This is a genomic window from Hyunsoonleella pacifica (assembly GCF_004310335.1).
GTDB lineage: Bacteria > Bacteroidota > Bacteroidia > Flavobacteriales > Flavobacteriaceae > Jejuia > Jejuia pacifica.
This window is the reverse complement of the sequence record NZ_SIRS01000001.1, coordinates 791,976-810,771: the sequence shown is the minus strand read 5'-3', so window position 1 is coordinate 810,771 and position 18,796 is coordinate 791,976. Positions and strand designations below refer to the sequence as shown.

At 30.5% G+C, this 18,796-nt stretch carries 27 protein-coding genes and 1 pseudogene; 21 read left to right on the top strand and 7 right to left on the bottom strand.

Features of this window, described 5'->3' with window-relative positions:
- The first annotated feature begins 43 nt into the window (after positions 1 to 43).
- The 12 genes from EYD46_RS03200 to EYD46_RS03155 all read left to right on the top strand — a co-directional run bounded on the left by EYD46_RS03200 (position 44) and on the right by EYD46_RS03155 (position 8,395).
- Positions 44 to 505 (top strand): SRPBCC family protein, encoded by a 462-nt coding sequence (locus tag EYD46_RS03200; protein ID WP_130935599.1) that lies wholly within the window; start codon positions 44 to 46, stop codon positions 503 to 505.
- Positions 506 to 583: 78 nt separating this feature from the next.
- A complete protein-coding gene (locus EYD46_RS03195; protein ID WP_130935598.1) occupies positions 584 to 1,888 on the top strand; it encodes a cryptochrome/photolyase family protein in 1,305 nt (434 codons plus the stop codon).
- Between the two features lie 240 nt (positions 1,889 to 2,128).
- The gene (locus tag EYD46_RS17930; RefSeq protein ID WP_174719881.1) at positions 2,129 to 2,479 is read left to right on the top strand and encodes a hypothetical protein; all 351 of its coding nucleotides are present in this window, start codon (positions 2,129 to 2,131) and stop codon (positions 2,477 to 2,479) included.
- Positions 2,425 to 2,856 carry a phage integrase N-terminal SAM-like domain-containing protein gene (locus EYD46_RS17925; RefSeq protein ID WP_371870106.1) on the top strand — a complete coding sequence of 144 codons (432 nt, stop codon included), beginning with the start codon at positions 2,425 to 2,427 and terminating at the stop codon, positions 2,854 to 2,856. Before EYD46_RS17930 ends, EYD46_RS17925 begins: the two co-directional genes overlap by 55 nt.
- Positions 2,857 to 2,889: 33 nt before the next feature.
- Positions 2,890 to 3,222 (top strand): tyrosine-type recombinase/integrase, encoded by a 333-nt coding sequence (locus EYD46_RS17920; protein ID WP_229731263.1) that lies wholly within the window; start codon positions 2,890 to 2,892, stop codon positions 3,220 to 3,222.
- A 164-nt stretch (positions 3,223 to 3,386) separates the two neighbouring features.
- Positions 3,387 to 4,163 (top strand): hypothetical protein, encoded by a 777-nt coding sequence (locus tag EYD46_RS03185; protein WP_130935597.1) that lies wholly within the window; start codon positions 3,387 to 3,389, stop codon positions 4,161 to 4,163.
- 164 nt (positions 4,164 to 4,327) lie between these two features.
- Positions 4,328 to 5,296, top strand: coding sequence for a hypothetical protein (locus tag EYD46_RS03180; protein ID WP_130935596.1), 969 nt, complete (start codon positions 4,328 to 4,330; stop codon positions 5,294 to 5,296).
- A gap of 155 nt (positions 5,297 to 5,451) precedes the next feature.
- The gene (locus EYD46_RS03175) at positions 5,452 to 5,901 is read left to right on the top strand and encodes an RDD family protein (protein WP_371870105.1); all 450 of its coding nucleotides are present in this window, start codon (positions 5,452 to 5,454) and stop codon (positions 5,899 to 5,901) included.
- A 179-nt stretch (positions 5,902 to 6,080) separates the two neighbouring features.
- Positions 6,081 to 6,743: a suppressor of fused domain protein gene (locus EYD46_RS03170; protein WP_130935594.1), complete on the top strand. Its 663-nt coding sequence runs from the start codon at positions 6,081 to 6,083 to the stop codon at positions 6,741 to 6,743.
- Positions 6,744 to 6,955: 212 nt separating this feature from the next.
- Positions 6,956 to 7,204 carry a type II toxin-antitoxin system ParD family antitoxin gene (locus tag EYD46_RS03165; protein ID WP_130935593.1) on the top strand — a complete coding sequence of 83 codons (249 nt, stop codon included), beginning with the start codon at positions 6,956 to 6,958 and terminating at the stop codon, positions 7,202 to 7,204.
- Positions 7,197 to 7,496, top strand: a complete 300-nt coding sequence (locus tag EYD46_RS03160; protein WP_130935592.1) for a type II toxin-antitoxin system RelE/ParE family toxin — start codon at positions 7,197 to 7,199, stop codon at positions 7,494 to 7,496. Before EYD46_RS03165 ends, EYD46_RS03160 begins: the two co-directional genes overlap by 8 nt.
- A gap of 446 nt (positions 7,497 to 7,942) precedes the next feature.
- On the top strand, positions 7,943 to 8,395 hold the full coding sequence (locus tag EYD46_RS03155) for a hypothetical protein (RefSeq protein WP_130935591.1): 453 nt from the start codon (positions 7,943 to 7,945) through the stop codon (positions 8,393 to 8,395).
- Positions 8,396 to 8,434: 39 nt separating this feature from the next.
- Here EYD46_RS03155 and EYD46_RS03150 read toward each other — a convergent pair.
- A pseudogene (locus EYD46_RS03150) lies at positions 8,435 to 8,707 on the bottom strand (transposase); the annotation flags it as partial.
- Between the two features lie 621 nt (positions 8,708 to 9,328).
- Here EYD46_RS03150 and EYD46_RS03140 point away from each other — a divergent pair.
- From EYD46_RS03140 to EYD46_RS17915, 4 genes are all read left to right on the top strand, one after another.
- The gene (locus EYD46_RS03140) at positions 9,329 to 9,898 is read left to right on the top strand and encodes a Crp/Fnr family transcriptional regulator (RefSeq protein ID WP_130935590.1); all 570 of its coding nucleotides are present in this window, start codon (positions 9,329 to 9,331) and stop codon (positions 9,896 to 9,898) included.
- An 85-nt stretch (positions 9,899 to 9,983) separates the two neighbouring features.
- Positions 9,984 to 10,796 carry an SDR family NAD(P)-dependent oxidoreductase gene (locus EYD46_RS03135; RefSeq protein ID WP_165454326.1) on the top strand — a complete coding sequence of 271 codons (813 nt, stop codon included), beginning with the start codon at positions 9,984 to 9,986 and terminating at the stop codon, positions 10,794 to 10,796.
- A complete protein-coding gene (locus tag EYD46_RS18055; RefSeq protein ID WP_262708407.1) occupies positions 10,797 to 10,922 on the top strand; it encodes a hypothetical protein in 126 nt (41 codons plus the stop codon). It abuts the gene before it with no gap.
- Positions 10,923 to 11,047: 125 nt separating this feature from the next.
- A complete protein-coding gene (locus EYD46_RS17915; protein ID WP_229731262.1) occupies positions 11,048 to 11,245 on the top strand; it encodes a VOC family protein in 198 nt (65 codons plus the stop codon).
- Positions 11,246 to 11,400: 155 nt separating this feature from the next.
- Here the strand turns inward: EYD46_RS17915 and EYD46_RS03125 are convergent, their stop codons facing one another.
- On the bottom strand, positions 11,401 to 12,129 hold the full coding sequence (locus EYD46_RS03125) for a DUF1684 domain-containing protein (RefSeq protein ID WP_308807858.1): 729 nt from the start codon (positions 12,127 to 12,129) through the stop codon (positions 11,401 to 11,403).
- On the bottom strand, positions 12,129 to 12,662 hold the full coding sequence (locus tag EYD46_RS03120; RefSeq protein WP_130935588.1) for a DUF4252 domain-containing protein: 534 nt from the start codon (positions 12,660 to 12,662) through the stop codon (positions 12,129 to 12,131). Before EYD46_RS03120 ends, EYD46_RS03125 begins: the two co-directional genes overlap by 1 nt.
- Positions 12,663 to 12,932: 270 nt before the next feature.
- On the opposite strand from EYD46_RS03120, the gene EYD46_RS03115 reads away from it, so the two are divergent.
- The 3 genes from EYD46_RS03115 to EYD46_RS03105 are packed head-to-tail and all read left to right on the top strand — an operon-like array spanning position 12,933 to position 15,491.
- Positions 12,933 to 14,135 (top strand): MDR family MFS transporter, encoded by a 1,203-nt coding sequence (locus EYD46_RS03115; RefSeq protein ID WP_130935587.1) that lies wholly within the window; start codon positions 12,933 to 12,935, stop codon positions 14,133 to 14,135.
- 12 nt (positions 14,136 to 14,147) lie between these two features.
- Positions 14,148 to 15,113: a YpdA family putative bacillithiol disulfide reductase gene (locus EYD46_RS03110; protein ID WP_130935586.1), complete on the top strand. Its 966-nt coding sequence runs from the start codon at positions 14,148 to 14,150 to the stop codon at positions 15,111 to 15,113.
- Positions 15,114 to 15,116: 3 nt separating this feature from the next.
- Entirely contained in the window at positions 15,117 to 15,491 is a 375-nt protein-coding gene (locus tag EYD46_RS03105; RefSeq protein WP_130935585.1) for a VOC family protein, read from the top strand.
- Positions 15,492 to 15,495: 4 nt separating this feature from the next.
- Here the strand turns inward: EYD46_RS03105 and EYD46_RS03100 are convergent, their stop codons facing one another.
- Complete coding sequence (locus tag EYD46_RS03100) at positions 15,496 to 15,939, bottom strand: Lrp/AsnC family transcriptional regulator (protein WP_130935584.1); 444 nt, start codon at positions 15,937 to 15,939, stop codon at positions 15,496 to 15,498.
- Between the two features lie 126 nt (positions 15,940 to 16,065).
- Here EYD46_RS03100 and EYD46_RS03095 point away from each other — a divergent pair, with 126 nt between their 5' ends.
- Positions 16,066 to 16,458, top strand: coding sequence for a hypothetical protein (locus EYD46_RS03095; protein WP_130935583.1), 393 nt, complete (start codon positions 16,066 to 16,068; stop codon positions 16,456 to 16,458).
- Here the strand turns inward: EYD46_RS03095 and EYD46_RS03090 are convergent.
- Complete coding sequence (locus EYD46_RS03090) at positions 16,455 to 16,889, bottom strand: hypothetical protein (RefSeq protein WP_130935582.1); 435 nt, start codon at positions 16,887 to 16,889, stop codon at positions 16,455 to 16,457. The two genes, EYD46_RS03095 and EYD46_RS03090, sit on opposite strands and share 4 nt — an antisense overlap.
- 150 nt (positions 16,890 to 17,039) lie before the next feature.
- Here EYD46_RS03090 and EYD46_RS03085 point away from each other — a divergent pair, with 150 nt between their 5' ends.
- Positions 17,040 to 17,729, top strand: a complete 690-nt coding sequence (locus EYD46_RS03085) for a DUF4328 domain-containing protein (RefSeq protein ID WP_130935581.1) — start codon at positions 17,040 to 17,042, stop codon at positions 17,727 to 17,729.
- 42 nt (positions 17,730 to 17,771) lie between these two features.
- On the opposite strand, the gene EYD46_RS03080 is transcribed toward EYD46_RS03085, so the two are convergent.
- Positions 17,772 to 18,230, bottom strand: a complete 459-nt coding sequence (locus EYD46_RS03080) for an RES family NAD+ phosphorylase (RefSeq protein WP_165454325.1) — start codon at positions 18,228 to 18,230, stop codon at positions 17,772 to 17,774.
- An 11-nt stretch (positions 18,231 to 18,241) separates the two neighbouring features.
- The gene (parS, locus tag EYD46_RS03075) at positions 18,242 to 18,736 is read right to left on the bottom strand and encodes a type II RES/Xre toxin-antitoxin system antitoxin (protein ID WP_130935579.1); all 495 of its coding nucleotides are present in this window, start codon (positions 18,734 to 18,736) and stop codon (positions 18,242 to 18,244) included.
- Positions 18,737 to 18,796 lie beyond the last annotated feature (60 nt).

Below are 18,796 nucleotides of genomic sequence, written 5' to 3'. Positions count from 1 at the left end.
ATACAATACCAACACTGTATATTATAAAAATACAGACTAACACATGAAAATATATACACTACATAAAAAACAAAACCTACCAATAAGTATTGAGCAAGCTTGGGACTTCTTATCAGATCCAAAAAACTTAAAAACCATTACACCTGATTATATGGGCTTTAATATACTTTCGGGAGCAGATAGAGCCATGTATGCTGGCCAAATAATTCAATATATTGTAACACCAGTTTTAGGCATTAAAACCAAATGGGTAACAGAAATTACACACTGTATCGATAAGCAATATTTTGTGGATGAACAACGTTTTGGTCCTTATACTTTGTGGCACCATAAACACTTTATTAAACCAATTGAAGGTGGCGTAGAGATGGAAGACATTATAGATTATAAAGTACCTTTTGGCTTGCTTGGGCAACTTGTGCATCCTATTTTAGTAAAACCAAAATTAGAAGAGATTTTTAATTATAGAACTGAAAAGTTAGAGGCACTTTTTGGTAAATATTAAAGTAAAACAAAAATATTAATTTGAATTTATTTTAGGCTTTAAACCTAATTAAGTTAAGTACAAACGGCATTAGTACAAATGAAGGAATCCATATCCATTTTTTGGTTTAGACGAGATTTAAGATTAGATGACAATAAAGGATTTTATGAAGCTTTAAAAGGAGAATATCCCGTATTGCCTATTTTTATTTTTGACACTGAAATTTTAGATAAATTGCCTAAAAATGATGCTCGCGTTACGTTTATACATAACACACTCCAAGAAATGCGCAATACATTACAATCTAAATATGGTAGTAGTATTGCTATTTATTACGGAAAGCCAATAGATATCTACAAAAAATTAATTGAAGCTTTTAATATAAAAACCGTTTATACTAATCACGATTATGAACCTTATGCTATGGGGCGTGATAACAACGTAAAAGATTTTTTAACAACGCATAGTATTATATTTAAAACATACAAAGACCAAGTAATTTTTGAAAAAGACGAGGTGGTAAAAGGAGATGGTAATCCCTATGTAGTTTATACACCCTACATGAAAACTTGGAAAGCTAAATTTAAATCTCATAATTTAGAAATATATGATACAGCATCTTATTTGAAAAATCTGGTTAAATTGGCTCAACTACCTAACTTAAGCTTATCTGATATTGGGTTTAAAACTTCTAACCAAAATATTAAGCCTTACACCGTAACATCAACTCTTATTCAAGAATATGAAGATACACGCAATTTCCCTGCTAAAGATGCAACTTCTAGATTAGGGCCGCATTTACGTTTTGGTACTGTAAGTGTACGCAAAATGGTAAAAAAAGCAGTTGCAGAGAAAAATGAAATATTCTGGCAAGAATTAATCTGGCGTGAATTTTTTATGCAAATCTTATGGCATTTTCCTCATACAGCAAATACTAGTTTTAAGTCAAAATATGATCGCATACAATGGCGCAATAACGAAGAAGAATTTAAAGCTTGGTGTGCGGGTAAAACTGGTTATCCTCTAGTTGATGCTGGTATGCGCCAGTTAAATAAAACTGGATTTATGCATAACCGTGTGCGTATGTTAGTAGGAAGTTTTTTATGTAAACATTTGCTTATTGATTGGCGTTGGGGCGAAGCCTATTTTGCAGAAAAATTACACGATTACGAGATGGCCAGTAATATTGGTAACTGGCAGTGGGTAGCCGGATCTGGTGTAGATGCAGCACCATATTTTAGAATTTTTAACCCTACTACACAAATACAAAAGTTTGATAAAAACTTAGAATACATTACAACATGGATACCAGATTTTCAAGAACTTACTTACCCACAACCTATTGTAGACCATAAATTTGCTAGAGAACGTTGTTTAAAAACTTACAAGGCTGCTTTATATTAGGCTTTTGTTTTAATGAGCCTAAGAAAGCTATTCTTTTAATGGTTTGAGACTTTAATAAATTCATACACTTCAAAAAAATGACTTCATTTTAATTCAAAATCCAAAGATAAAATTATAAAGTTTTCTTGTTTTTTTATAATTCTTACTAATGCTAACCAAAAACAGTATTGCATAATTTTATCTTTGGATTTTGTAGTAAAACATTTCTATATTACATATATTTATACATAATGTGTGTCTATGAAAAGAATAAAACTCACGCCTCTCAACTATAAAAACGCACTCCAGATTGCGATTTCTTTTAACTATGATGATGAAATAAGGTCTCATCTAAAAAAGCTACCTGAAGTGAAATGGAGCCAAACACATAAAACATTTTATATTCTATTTACAACAGAAAATAAACAACAAGTATACCAACATCTAAGATTAAAAAATTGGTTTGTAGATTATAAGGAATTGAAAGTACCTAAACATATAAAAGCTAAGTCTCTTCAAATAAAACTACCCCACTTTCAGAGTATCAAAAAAAAGATATTGCTAGATTTAAAAAATGGCTGCAACAAAAAAGATTTAGTATTAACACAGTAAACGCCTATACAGAAGTTACGGCTTTTTTTATAAGGTATAGCACACTAAAAAACGTAAGTCATTATTCTGCAAGGTTGATAGAATCTTTTAATTACTATTTTATTGTTAAGGCAAATAAATCGGTATCCTACCAAAATCAATGCATCAATGGTATAAAGAAATATTTAGATTATAAAAGTATAGATATTAACCAACTTAATATAAAACGCCCAAAAAAAGAAAAGCGATTGCCAACCGTATTGAGTTTGGAAGAAGTAAAACATCTTTTAGACAGTATTACAAATTTAAAACACAAAACGCTTTTAAGCTTAATTTATTCTGCTGGTTTAAGAATTAGGAGAAGCCATCAACATAAAAGTTACAGATATAGACAGTAAAAGAATGCTAAAGGCAAAAAAGATAGATATACCTTGCTATCTACAGCATTTCTTGAGCTTTTAAGAGCATATTATAAAACCTACAAACCAGAGCATTATTTGTTTGAAGGACAAAATAAGCAAAAATATAGTAGTAGTGCAGCCCAAAAAATTTTAAAAAAAGCAACAGAGAAAATAGGTCTAAAAAAACGTATTACGTTGCATAGCCTAAGACACAGTTTTGCTACTCATCTTTTAGAAAACGGTACAGATATTAGATATATTCAAGAATTATTAGGCCATAATAGCCCAAAAACTACTATGATTTACACACATGTATCAGAAACTAGTATTAGAAAAATCAAAAATCCGTTTGATAAAATTTAAAAAATGGCGACATTGCACAAACATCAGAATTTTCATTCTTTTATAGTAAAGTCTAAAAGGTATAAAAAAAGTCAAAAGTTCCGTATAGCCAACCAATTTGGCTGTATATAAAGAATAAAGTTCCGCATATAAACAAGTTGGCAGTAATATAAAAAATCACGAATTTGGAAAATGACAAAGAAATTTGTTTCGTAATAATGCCTTTTGGAGGTTATTTTGACGAATATTACGAAAACATTTACAAGCCTGCGATTGAAGAATCTAACTTGGATTCTTTTAGAGCAGATAATATCTATAAACCAAGTACAATTATAAAAGATATATGGAATTTAATACAGAGTTCAACATTAATCGTAGCTGACTTAACTAAAAAAAATGCAAATGTCTTTTATGAACTTGGATTAGCACACGCATCAAAAAAACCAGTAATTTTTATAGCTGAATCAATGGACGATGTCCCTTTTGATTTACGTGCTCAAAGAGTAATTACATATAATAAGGAACATCATAATTGGGGAGAGAATTTAAGAAAAGAAATAGTTAAATCTATAAGTGAGACTTTAAAATCGCCTTTAAAATCAGTTGTTCCAGTTTTTTTGGAGGTGGAAAACCAAGATAAAGTATCGAGAAAAACTAAAGAATATTTGGAATTACGAAATGAAATAGATTTACTGAAATTAAAGCTTAATCCTCATTTTGAGGATAAAGAAAGTAATACTAAATATGAAATTATTGAACTAGATGAATATGACACAAATTTACTTTCTCTAATGGCTCGAGGTTACAGCGCAGTCGAGATAAGTAAAAAAATGCAATCATCTGGAATATCACCTTCTTCTCTGTCTTCAATAGAGAAACGACTTAATAAACTAAAAATTGATTTTAAAGCACAAAACTCTGTTCATCTTATTAGTATAGTTCGAGATTTAGGATTAATATAAATACTACTGCCAACAATGTGTATAATTCATTGCTAGTAAAGGCTTACTTACGAAAATCCTCGCGGATTTTCTATTCGGTTTGTATTTGCTAACTTTAGTGCTTAAACACGCAACGAAATCATACACTTTACCGTTGGGCACAATTAAAGAGCATCCTGAAAACAATGAAAAGAATAATTATTTTATTAATCATTACAGTTGGACTATATTCCTGTTCAGATAAAAAGAGAAAGACTTTTAATGAATATGGAGGAATAATTTTGTATGTTAAACTATTAGAAAACAATACAGATTTTAAAGAAAAATTAAAAAAAAGGTTAAGCTACTATTCAAAATTAAAACTATCAGAATATTCAATTTCTGAAAAGAATAATGAATTAAAAATCACATTAGCATTTTTTTTAGATGAAAATAAGTTAAATAATTTAATATTCTCAAAAGGTCAATTTACTATTACAAAAGGGGATTCTATCTTTTTCAATTCAAACTCGATTGAAAAGATAAATACAGATTTTAATATGATTGGACAACGTGGAATTAAAGTAAAATTTAAAGAACAGTATAAACAAAAATTGGAAAATTTCACAATCAATAACTTAAATCAAAATGTAAATGTTCTAATTGATACTACAACTATAATGTCTCCAAGAATTGGCGATACGATATCTAATGGAAACCTTAGTATTCTGGTGCTAAAAACTAAAAATTTTGATTCTGACATCGTGAATTCTGTAATGAACAATCCATATAACGAATCAGTCAAAACTGATAAAATTGAGAAACGATTATTTCTTAAATCAAATGAAAAATTAGTCGAAGTTTCTCAAGATATAAATATAGTTTATGGAGAAATAAAAAAGTTAGTAAATAAAAATAAAAGTCATCTTTTTTCTGACTTGAAGTCATTAAATCAGAATGAGCAGTTTTCAATAAAAAAGGAGATAAATACATTATTAGAAAATGACCTATCAGGTTATTTAGCGGTATCAAATTATAAAGAAATAAAAGACTTAAAACAGTCGTTTTTGAATCTAAAGAAAGTTTTAGAGAAATATGATTCCGATAATGAATTAATAAATATGATTAAATCGATAAATGAACTGACTGAGTTCGAAATTTTTGAAATAAAATAACTGTGCCCAACAAAGTATAAAATTAATTACTGGTAAAAGCCTGCTTACGAAAATCCTCGCGGATTTTCTATTCGATTTGTATTAGTTAAATTCGTTGCTTAACCACGCAACTATTCTTATACGAGACCGTTGTGTATAATATTGACCCGTCCTGAATAAAGGCATTTGCAGTTGATTATCTGATTATGGGATTAATCGGATTTGGAATTGTAGCATTGACTGACAATCTATTTCTCGGAATTATGATAGTTTATCCGATAACAATGAACAAGGACTTCCTTAATGGAAAAAGTATCGGAAAAAGAGTTTTCGGAATTCAAGTACAAAACTTGAATAGCCAAAAAGCAACGGAATGGAAAAGCTCATTGCGGAATTTTTTACCAATAATTCCTTTCGAATTGATTTTTACGATTTTCAGTCCTGAACGCAGAATTGGCGACAGAATTGCGGAAACTAAAGTTGGAATTGAAAAAGTACATAATCTAAAAACAATAAGTTCGGAATTGAAAAATTACCGAATTAATAAAGAGCTGATTTTCGGAATAATATTCGGAGTTGCTAATATTTACGGACTTTTATGGTTATACGGAATAATTTTATCGTGAATAAAAGCCAGCTCACAACACAGGCTATAGTTCATTACGGCTGAAATTCCTAATCGGAATTTCAAGCCTTTTTACTAAATTTATGGTTACGGCGGAATGATACTCGCGTACCATCCCGTAACGAAACCATAGCCAAAACCGTTGTGTGTAACCTAAAAAAACCGAACTGAAATTAAAATATGGGATTTTTAAAAAGACTATTTGGCAAAAAAGAAACGCCAGTTGTAAAGGAATTTACGGAAGAAGAGCATGAAAAAGATTATGAATTAAAATCTGAAGGACTTGAAAATGTTCTTGGAAAAATGCACAACTTAGTTGGACACGCTATAATTCCTTTCACCATTCGAGGAGCAGTTGACATGTATTACTTTCCGAACCACATAAAAGGAACTGGATTTGCAACAATGGAATTATTAGATCCAGACGGAAATGGTCCAAAGAAAAACCGAATAGGAACTTATGAATTAGTTGCTTTCACAAAGCATGACTATAATGAAAGTGAGGAAACTCAAACACCATTCAATCTAATAGAAAGAAAAGCTTGTGGATTTTTAACAGCAATTGGAATGTATTCCTCACAAGCAGTTTTGAATCCAAAAGAGACAATAGAAGTTCCTAATGGAGAGAATGAGGAAAACACTTGTTTAGTTTTTGACTTATACGAACCTGATGGAAAGAAATTCAAAATCGGAAATAGAGAACATCACCTTTTACTTTGCATGCAACTATTTAGAAGTGAAATGGGCTTTGCTAGACAGAACGGAAGTGATGAATTATTTAAAATATTAAAAGAAAAAGGAGTTTATCCATATAGCGACTTAGATAGAGAACCTGTAATATAAAAGGCAACACACAACAATGGCTATAAGTAATTGCTTGTTCTCGTCTACTTCTGAAAATCCTTGCGGATTTTCAGTTTGGTGTGTACTTGCAAAGTTAAGTGCTAACCTACGCAACTACTCATAGCCGAAGCCGTTGGGTGTAATTTCCGAGCTGAATCGAAAATTTTGAGTTTTTACCAAAAATTGGTATATTTGAATAAATTACAATCGGAATGAAAAATACATCAATATCATTAGGAGATTATTTTGACCAATTCGTACAAACTCAAGTTTCTGCTGGAAGATATAAAAACGTTAGCGAAGTAATTAGAGCTGGACTTCGACTTTTGGAAAATGAAGAAAGCAAAATAATAGCTCTTAAAAATGCTATTCAAGACGGAATTGACAGTGGAATTGCTCATGACTTTGACTGGGAAGAAAACTTAAAAGAGTTGAAAGCTAAAAAACGAATGAATGGCTAAATTTCAACTAACCAACAAAGCTGTTGAGGATTTGAATGAGATTTGGGACTACACGTTTGACAAATGGTCTGAAAAACAAGCTGAGAAATATTACTTTCAAATAATGGAATTTTGTAAAGAAATTGCGGAAAATCCTAAAATCGGAAAAAACTACGATGGAATTCAAAAAGATTTATTTGGACTAAAAGCAAATAGACATATCATATTTTACAGGAATTTGGAAAACGAACCAATAGAAATCACTAGGATTTTACACGGTAGAATGGACTTAAAAAGAAGAATAATCGAATAAAAACTACACCCAACAACGTGTATATTCAATTGCTGGCTTCTAGCCTACTTTGGAAAATCCTCTCGGATTTTCCATTTAGTGATTATTTGCTAAATTTAGTGCTTAATCCACGCAACTAAAACATACACAAAACGTTGTACACCATTATGAAAAACCTGCTTGCAAGCATAATTACCCTTCTGATTTTTAATAATTCCTTTGCTCAAAAAAGTGAATCTGAATTATTGAAGAATTATGAATTCTATGTTGAGAAAAACATAGAAATTGGAAAATAGAGTACTAAATTTTATCTTGTAAACGGACTTGTTTCAGTACGAGAAAACTATTGGAAAAATGAACTACGAAACCGAACAGAATTTGAATACGATCGATTTGGAAATGTAGAACGTGAAACAAATACCTTTGACATCAACGAAGGACAGATAAACGATATTTCAAACCTTAAATTGGAATATAATGACTCATTGCTTGTAAAAAAGAAGTTTGATTTTGGAATGACCGAAAAATATTCTGACTTCAACGAATTGGGAAAATCCAAACTGATTGAAAGAATTGAGGAATCTAATTTCAAAGCGTGGCCTTATAAAGAACTGATGGAATATGATAAAAAGGGAAATATCATTAAATCAATAGAATTCAGTATTTACGAAGATTTGAACGGAAAAACTGTCAACGAAAAAGCTACAACATATTATAAATATGACGACCGAAATAATGTGATTGAAATTCACAGAGAATATGAACCAAAACAAGAATTTCCAATCCCAATCACAGGAGGACCATTTTTGTATGAGTTTGAGTATTTTAGATACAAATACAGCAAGAATGAACTTTGGACTAAAAAGTATAAAACAGTAAACGGAAAGGAATATCTTGTTGCTAAAAGAAAATATAAATAACGGTGTACAACAAAGAACTGAGTTAAAAAACAAGTATTTTTAACTTAATTTTGACACAAAGTTCTTATTATAAGGTAATCCACTTTTTGCTATGGCAAATACTTATTTTAACAGCTTCTTTAACAATTCAATCAAAGCCCGTTTCTTGCTCTTTCCTTTAGCCACAATCCTTTCATAAAACTCTCTGCATGACTTATTATGTTTGCAAGCCGAAAATGTACATAAAAACAGCAAGTTACTGAGTTTCCTGTTCCCAATCTTACTTATTCTACTCTCGCCCCTAACAATACTCCCAGACTGTTTAATGGTCGGTATATAAACGCAATTACGGCGGATTCTACTACACCCAAATCCTCTCAGAATTGTTAAATAAATACCAAACAACTATAACTACAAATTTAAATCGTAATTAAGGTTATATATGATCATTTATTTTAATGTAACAAAACTACTAGTACTTCGTCTTTCATTAACAAACTAATCAGAAAGCTTTAATGCAAGAAAATTTAACGGAACGAAAAGAAACTTGGAATACAATATTTATTTTCTTTACTATTGTTACTATTATAAGCTCGCTACTTCATTATACAATAGTTAGTTTATATCCTTCAAGAATATACATTTGAGGATTGATGTGGTGTCCTGCAATAACCACAATAGTTGCATTAAAAATGAAAAGACGTTCTATTACATCTTTAAAATGGAATTGGGAAAATTGGAAATATATCAGATTGTTTTATTTCATTCCCTCAAAGGTACGGAACATTGGCTTGGAGAATACGGAATTATGTTTGCAGTGGTAACTTTCATTTTTGGAATTTATTTCTGATAAAAAACCATTAAAGAAAAATTGTAATCTCATAAGACAGCACCTAACAACTCGTATAGCTCATTGCAATTTGCTATATTTAGATAACAGCGGAAAATAATTAAATGAAACAATTAAAGAAACATATTGAACAAACACTTTTACTTACACCAGCGGAGTGGAAAAGTATAGAAGAATGTTGTGAATACATTGCGTTAAAAAAAAATGAAATTTTCATTCCTCTAAATACAGTATTTAATAAAGAAGTATTTGTTGAAAATGGAATTGCACGGGCTTTTCTAATTGATCAAGACGGTAATGAAAAAAGTGTTGCTTTTTTTAAAGAAAATGAATTTATTACTACAAATGCTTTGAGAACTAAAAATGGACGTTCTAATTATACCTTCCAAGTATTAACACAAGCCTCATTGATTTTATTAGACTCTAAAAAATTTCAATGTTTATTGAATGAAAATAATAAATTAACACAATTAGTAAAAGCTGTTAAAGAAAAAGAGAATAATAGATTGGCAAAACGAGATGAATGTTTACTACAAGTAAGAGCTTTGGATAAATATAAAAAATTCCAATCCTGCTATCCTAATATCGATGCCAAAATAGCAAATCACTACATTGCATCTTATCTCGGCATAACTGCCGTATCATTAAGTAGAATAAGAAAAAAATTAAAATGAATAAATAGTGTTAACAATTGATAACATTTTTGGCTAATGTGATAAATAATTTTATGCTTTAAATTTTAATATTAAACAGATGAGCATGAAAACAGCCATAATAACTGGCGGAACTTCGGGAATTGGATTATCAATAGTAAAGCACCTATCAAACAACAATTGGAATGTTTATTTTATTGGAACTAACGCTAATAAAGGAGTTACAATAGAACAAAAATTGTCTAAAACTTCCAAAGGCAGTATTAAATTCTACCTTCTTGATTTAAGTAATTTAAATAAAGTAAGAAAGTTTGCTGATACCTTTCTGAAAAGGCATCAAAGCCTAGAGCTCTTAGCCAATATAGCTGGGGTGTTACTTCCTAAAAGAGAAGTCTCTGAAAATGGAACTGAAAAAAACTTTACAATTAGTTATCTGAGTGCGTATATACTTTCTAATATGCTAAGCCCTCTGCTTAAAGAAGGGAAAAACTCTCGAATAGTTAATGTTAGTGCAGCTCCAAAAATTGCTTTACAAAGCGAGTTGGATTTTGATAACCTTAATGGAAATAAAAATTATAACTCATTTAAAGCATCTGGTAATGCGATACATGCTAAAACAGTATTGACCCAAATATTATCCGAAAAATTTATGGAAGACAACATAGATGTTAATGCCTTCGACCCTGGCGTAGTAAATTCAAAATTAACCCGTAAAATGCCTATTATACTCAGGTCATTAATGAATTTATTCTTTCTTTTTGCTTCTAAAGAATCTAAAATAGGTATACATGTTTGTACATCAGAAAACATTAATGGTATCACTGGAAAGCTTTTTTCTAGAAAAGAATTTATCCCTTTAATATTTGACTCTACTTACAAGGCAGATTTATTAAATCACACTAAAAAATACTTGTATTAAATGAGAATACCTAACTTTGAAATTGGATGGATATTATCTGGAAAGATAGTTGCGTTAAGGCGTTTTTATTCAGAAATTACGCAAGAAGACATTAAAGGTAATTACAAAAAACAACCGAAATATTGACGACTCTTAAAAGTGATTTTTATCTGAATATTTTTGACTTAAAGACTAATGAAAAGTATTATAATGCACAGAAAAAATTTAGCTCCTACTTTTTATCTTTTTAAAGTGATACTCGTATAGAATAAATGCATAGACCTGATATTGGTAAGTGCATTGAAAATACAGATTTAAAGTTAGAATTAACTCATTTTGCTATAGCTGTTGGCTCAAAAGAAAAGGTAAACTTGCTCACCGAAGTAGTACGAAAAAAAGGATTTGATATTATTGATGAACCTAAAACAACTGGTGATGAATATTACGAAAGCGCTATCTCTAACCCTTAAGGCAATTTGATTGAAATAACTGAATAAGAATAACAGTAATCGTCAATATATAAACACATTTATAGCAAAGTACTACGTCTTAATTTAGCTAAAAACACTAAAGCCTTTACTCTAAATAGCTATAGCGAGCTATTATATAAATCCTTCTAATAATCTTATTCTTTATCAAAAGCTTTAACCCCAGCCTCTACTCTAGTTTTTAAATAATTTACTCTCGGTACTATTGGACAGGAATACCTATCATTATAGGCACAATATGGATTATAGGCTGAATTAAAATCTATAATCATGGTATTGCCTTTAGGTATATTAGCATCAATATAACGTCCGCCGCCATAGCTATCTTTCCCGTTGGTTTCATCCAAAAAAGGTAGAAATAAATAATCATCGCCTTCCTCTAGAGCTTCCTTACTTTGGTATAGGTTTAGTTGGTACTGCTTCCCTTTGAGTTCAAAGTACAGAATACCATAAATTCGCTCTTCTGAGACACGTTGCGTTGTGGTTTTCATATTAAACCATTTAGAATTTGGTGTTCGTTTCAACTTTGCTTCTACGACATATGACGAATCATATTTAAAGAAATCAAGTCCTTCAAACTTTTTAAGATCTTTCTTTTTTAACGGAGATGTTGAAGCGTCTTTATAAAATGCATTCAGTTCTTTTTGAAATGTTGTCTCTCCTCTTATAGGTCGTTTTTTATGAGCACAACTTGTGCAGACCATAACTAATACAAATAGTAATGGTATTAAGGTTTTAGACAATTTTGGCTGATATGCCCGCGTTAGGGATTGTAGCAAGCTACCGTGTAGCGCGAAAAGCCCGACCACGCCCATGGCGTGGGAACGCCCAAATAATTTTAATTTATAAGTGATTAATAATAACATTAGTTGTCTAGGTTAAAGGATGGGTTTATATTTAAGTTATTATTGTAATTCTGTATTAAGTTACTTGAAAATGCATTAAAGGTGTCTTCATTAGCAAAAGTTTTAACTTTTTCTGGATTAAAATTGCCTTGTAGATAATAGGCTGTAGTTTCTGAAGGCGTGCTATTAAAAACAATAACATCTGTTACTATAGCACCTGTTTCTCGTACAGAAATTATTCTCGTTTGTTCCGGGCTGTTTTTTCTAAAAACATCTAAATAGCCATTATTTGTAACAGCATTCATTTCTGTAATTAAACCTTGGCGTTTTTGGGTGTTGATACTTTTAAACTTTATAAATTTTAAATCAGAAATATTTCCAATTGCATGTTGTACATCTGATGAAATATTGCTTAAAATGGCTTTCATAAAATTAGGCACTTGAAATGAGGTTGTACCAAGATCTTGCCTATGACTATTGTAAAATCCTTGAAAACTACTACCACATGATGTGAATAAAGACAGTATACATATTACTAAAACTAATTGCTTCATTTTAAAATTTTATATAATCAAAAATACAACTTACGCTATTTTTTCCTAGTTTTGGGCTTTCAAAATAAATAAAATGCGTAGCAACGTCACAATTTGTAGAAAACAATGGACTGCTTCTTTAAAGAAAAGGAGACGGACTTGTTATATGTTGTGATGTTGTAGAATAAACGCTTACAGATATATTTAAAAGTCCGACTTCATACAGTCGGACTTTTTGTTTTTAGAACATTTAACAAAATCAATTATAAATATGTAGTACATGTAGAACTCATGAAAACACTTTTTAACAATTATCTAAACACTTTTAAAGGATTATCTACTGAAGTATGGTGGCTTGCCTTAATTACTTTAATTAATAGGGCTGGCACCATGGTAATCCCTTTTTTATCATTGTATTTAACAGAAGATTTAAAATTTACTTTAGGTAATGTGGGTACAATAATGTCTTGTTTTGGAATGGGTTCTGTTGTTGGGTCTTGGTTAGGAGGCAAACTAACAGATACTATTGGGTATTATAAAGTAATGGTAAGAAGTCTCTTAAGTACTGGGGTATTGTTTATTGTATTACAATTTCTAAATACGTTTTTTACAATATGCATAGGTGTATTTTTAGTAATGCTAGTTGCTGATATGTTTCGACCTGCTATGTTTGTAGCGTTAAGCGCTTACAGTAAACCTGAAAACAAAACACGTAGCGTAACACTAATTCGTTTAGCTATTAATCTCGGGTTTTCAGCAGGTCCTGCAATTGGAGGTATAATTATTACAGCTTTAGGTTACGGCGGTTTATTTTGGGTAGATGGAGTTACTTGTGTTTTAGCCACTATCGTACTAATTTTAGTAATGCACCCAAAAAAATCTAAGGTAACGGACGATATTGTGGTTAAAAATCCGCAATCGGCATATAAAGATAAGGCATTTACCACATTTTTAGTTGCAATGTTTTTATTTGGGGTAATATTTTTGCAATATTTTTCTACAATGCCTATTTATTATAGAGAAACTCATGTACTATCAGAAATTCAAATAGGCTTGCTATTAGGTGCTAATGGTTTTATAATTTTCTTGTTAGAAATGCCTTTGATAAAATGGTTAGAAACCACTGGGTTATCTAAAGTAAAACTAATGATTAGTGGAGCCATGCTAACATCTTTAAGCTTTTTTGTTTTGAATTTGACTTCTTGGTCAGGTATTTTAGTTATTGGCATGTTTTTTATGACTATTGGTGAGATGATAGCTTTTCCATTTTCAAACGCGTTTGCCATGGAGCGTGCTAAAAAAGGAAATCAAGGAGAATATATGGCCTTATACTCTATTGCATTTTCTATGGCACATATATTTGGACATAAAGCCGGAATGCAAATGGTTGACAATTGGGGTTTTGATAATACTTGGTATACCATAACACTAATAGGAGGCTGTTGCTTACTTTTATTATTTATTTTAAAATTTCAATTAAAACCTAAAATATAAGTCAATTTTTAAATGAAAGACGTGATAATTATAGGTGGTGGTCCCATAGGCATTGCTTGTGCCTTAGAGTGCAAAAAACGCAAATGGAATTATTTAATTATAGAAAAGGGAGCATTGACCAACTCCCTTTTTAACTACCCTAAGAATATGACCTTTTTCTCTACTTCTGAGAAGTTAGAAATTGATAATATTCCTTTTATTAGTAAAAACTCTAAACCTAATCGTGATGAAGCATTAGAGTATTATCGTCGTGTAGCAACTTCAAATGCTATTAATATTAATCTTTTTGAAACAGTGAAAACTATTTTAAAAGCTGGCAAAAATTTTGAAATTAAAACCGATAAAACCTCTTATAAAACAAAGAAAATAATATTAGCTACTGGATTTTACGATATCCCCAATTTACTTAATGTTCCTGGTGAGGATTTACCTAAAGTAACACATTATTACAAAGAGGCACACCCCTACGCTATGCAAAATATAGTTGTAGTTGGTGCCAGTAATTCTTCGGTTGATGCTGCTTTAGAAATTTATAGAAAAGGAGGCAATGTTACCATGATTATTCGTGGGGAAGATGTTGGCAAGCGTGTAAAATATTGGGTGCGCCCAGATATTATAAATCGTATTGAAGAAGGTAGTATTAAAGCTTATTTTAATTCTGAAATTACCAAAATAACTAAAAACGAAGTTTTATTTAAATCTGATAAAGGTATTCAAAGTATTCCTAACGATTTTGTTGTTGCGCTCACAGGCTATAAACCTAATTTCAATTTGCTTAATCAAATAGGCATTGCACAATCTAATGATGAAAAACGATTGCCAAAATATAACTCTGAGACTATGGAAACCAATATTGAAGGAGTGTATTTGGCTGGAGTAATTTGTGGTGGTATGGAAACCCATAAATGGTTTATTGAGAATAGTAGAATACATGCAAAACAAATTGCAACACATATAGAAGTATCTTTTAATTATTAAACTATGGATTTAAATCAAATTACTATACCATCTTTAAATGTTAAAAATGCTATCAATTTTTATGAGACTTTGGGCTTAAAACTTATTGTGAAAGCTTTACCAAACTACGTGCGTTTTGAATGTCCTGATGGTAATAGCACATTTTCTATCCATTTAGTTGAAGAACTCCCTAAAGGCAACCAAATAACTATTTATTTTGAGGATGAGAATTTGGATGATTTGGTTAACCAACTTAAAACCAAAGGTATTGTATTTGATAGCTTTCCTGAAGACAAACCATGGCTATGGCGAGAAGCGCACCTAAAAGATTTAGATGGAAATAATATTGTACTTTACAAAGCTGGAGAAAATAGAAAAAATCCACCATGGCGTATCTAGACCTTTATTTTACTGGAATTATTTCTTTTTGCTTCACAACACGAGATAGGACTATTTGTGTTTTAGATTCTCCATAAATAATGAGATTGTCTATAAAAGCTTCCAAGTGTTTATGGTCTTTTAATACAACTTCCATTACAATATTTTCGTCCCCAGTTATTCGGTAACAATTTACAACTTCATCAAAAGATTTTACTTTATCTAAAAAAGGTTTTAGTTTTCCCATAAATGCACGTAAGGTAATAATAGCCTTGAGTTGATATCCAATTTCAAAAGGAGAAACTAACGCCTTATACCCTTCTATAATGCCCATATCTTCCATTTTCTTAATACGCTCTGAAACTGCTGGTGAGCTGATACCTACTTGCCGTCCAATTTCTGCATTTGATTGTCTTGCGTTTACTTGTAAACACTTCAAAATCTTTTCATTAAGCTTATCGATTTGCATTTAAAGATATTTAATTAATAAAACATTATTTTTAAAGCAAAAATACAATTTTACTTTAAATATTAAAGTTGTATATGAAATCTAGTACCTAATTTTGATGTAATTGCTAATGAAAAATTAATTGAGATGCATAATAACCCAGTAAATCTATCGGAATTACCGATTTATAAAAAAGCTATTGAGATTTTTGCATTGTCTCAAAGTATTTCTTCGTATTTGAATGAGGATCTTTCTGTACTTAAAGATGATGGTTCTGAAGATACTAACATTTATTTTTCTGGAGATATTGTACAACAATCTGTTTCTCTTGCTCCTGAAATTGCAAATGTTGCTCGTGAGCGCTACTCAGAAAGAAGGCATAGACATTTAGCTGCCTTAAGGAGATTGACTAACAAGCTTTATAAAAATTCATACCGTTTAGAAAGAAGCAATAGTAATGGCAAAGATTTTCTTCCTGTATTACGTCGTGAGTTAAAGAAGTTTAAAAAGCTGCAACACAACTGGATGTTGACACTTTAATCTATTTTTTCAAACTTTTGTCCACAAGGTTCAATACACTGATACCATAAAATTAAATTGCCATTTTCAGGTAAATCAAAATATACTCTAGCAGATCTAGAGCTACAGGTATTTGGTATGATTTCTCCATCATTTTGTGTATCAGTATTAGAATCTGTAATCATCATATATACTCCCGATTCTTCAGTACCTATTTCGGTAGACATAAAACATAAAATGCCGTTCATTTTTACGGTGTTATCACTAAAAAATTCTATCACTCTATTACTGTCAATAGGTTGAAATGTGCCACTACCATCTCTTGGATCAATAAGTTGTTCAATTAATTTCCACTTTCCAACAAGTTGAGGTTTATCTTTTGGTGTACTATCATCAGTTGAGCAACTACTTATTAAAATTGTAAAGAAAAATATTGAAAGAAAACATTTCATCGTTTTGATGCTTTTATACCTAGATGTTGAAAATTTGAAATGGTTGCGTATAGTTTAAATTAAGCTTTTAAACGAATTAAGATATTGATTACTAAAGTTGAATTAAAATATAAATACATTTGCTTTAATATTTTAATCTAAAATTTTACAATGGATATCAAAGATAATACCTTGAGAGGAAAACAATTACTCATAATGTTCGCAATACTTGCTGTAATAAACATTATATCAGGAGTATTTAATTTTTATCAAAACAATGTTCTAACCAAGTACATAGACGGAGAATATGATGATGACTTTATTGAATTATTGGATAGTGTAAGCATGATTGTAGGATTTATGTATCTTATATGTTTCATATTAACTATTATCTTCTTCATAAGATGGTTTCGCAGAGCTTATGGTAATTTAATTCGGCTGAATATTAATATGGAATATGAAGAATCTGGAGCTGTATGGGGCTATTTTATTCCTTTTGTTAATTGGGTAAGACCAATTAAAACAATGAAAGAAATATATCTAAAACTTCAAGATACTTTAAAAAATTATGATACCAACTTTATTGTTAATACAGATACTTCTTTTATTGTAGCTTGGTGGATAGTTTATCTTTTAAATGGTTTAGTAGGGAATTATGCTTCTAGAGTTATGAACAGAGCTACTGATGTTGAAGGTTTTATAGAAGCTAATAATATATACATATTATCCGATTTCATAGACATCATCTCAATTTCATTAGCGGTTATTCTAGTTATGAAAATTTCAAAACTTGAATTAACACTCAAAAATTCTGATACATCTTTATCAGTTATTGATCAAATTGGAATCAAATATGAGTAAGTTCTATAATAATGTATGCATAAACACCTTAACATGTTTATCTTAACCAAACAGTCGAGCGTCTAAATCTAGTTTAGATGGTTTATTTATAGCAATAGACTTAAAATCAATATGATTTGGGTTCAATAATATATTGTATTCACTAGGCAAAACCGCTGAAGGCACTTTCAAAGCAAGGCTTTTTGTAGACTCTAACCAATCAGTACCATAGTTTTGCGTAAGTACTAATGGTGGATTATGTCTCCAATCTTGTTTAAGAATATGTGATGGCAATTTAGATATCTTTAAGTCATCAGGGATATCAACTTCAACATATCTAAATGTATCATTAATAAATCTATAATCTAAATGCACAAGTAATTCAAGAACACTTAACGAAAGATTACTGGAAAAATATAACATACTATATCCAGATTTGTTCCATCGTCCACCATATAACCTAGAGCCCTCTCCACTTAAATCTGAGATGTACTTAGCTTTAGCTATTCTATAAATTTTCAATACATCAAATATTAAGAATATATACCATGCTCTATACGGCCCAAAGTGTCTTTTATAAGAGCTACACCAAAAGTAGTATCGAGGTAATCTATTGGTGTTTTATAATTAAGGTGGCGAAGTTCTGTGTGTAACCATTTTGTAAGCATATCTATAGAACCAAATACTTCTATACCCATAGAAATTACGCCAGCTATTTCTAAAATTTGCTCTGTTGGATAAACATTGAGTAAATCACTATCGCTTTTACGTTGCAAAGTACGATGGGATACGTGTAATAACTTACTCATCTTTTCCATAGAAATAGATAGAATGCTACTTATAGTTTGTATAACAGATTTAGGAAGCCCTTTTCTAGTGATTTCGATAAGATCCATATCGCTATTTATACTATAACCTACAGCAACACTCCCCCCTAAAACACTAGTAATACGCTGGTATTTATTTTGAAGCCCATAAAAGGCTTGGGGTTCTTTAATAATATCTTTAATACCTTGTTGATTCTTCATTAAAACGACATTTGTCACAAAAATAAAAAATTTTGTCATGACACGCAACTTTTTAAACCT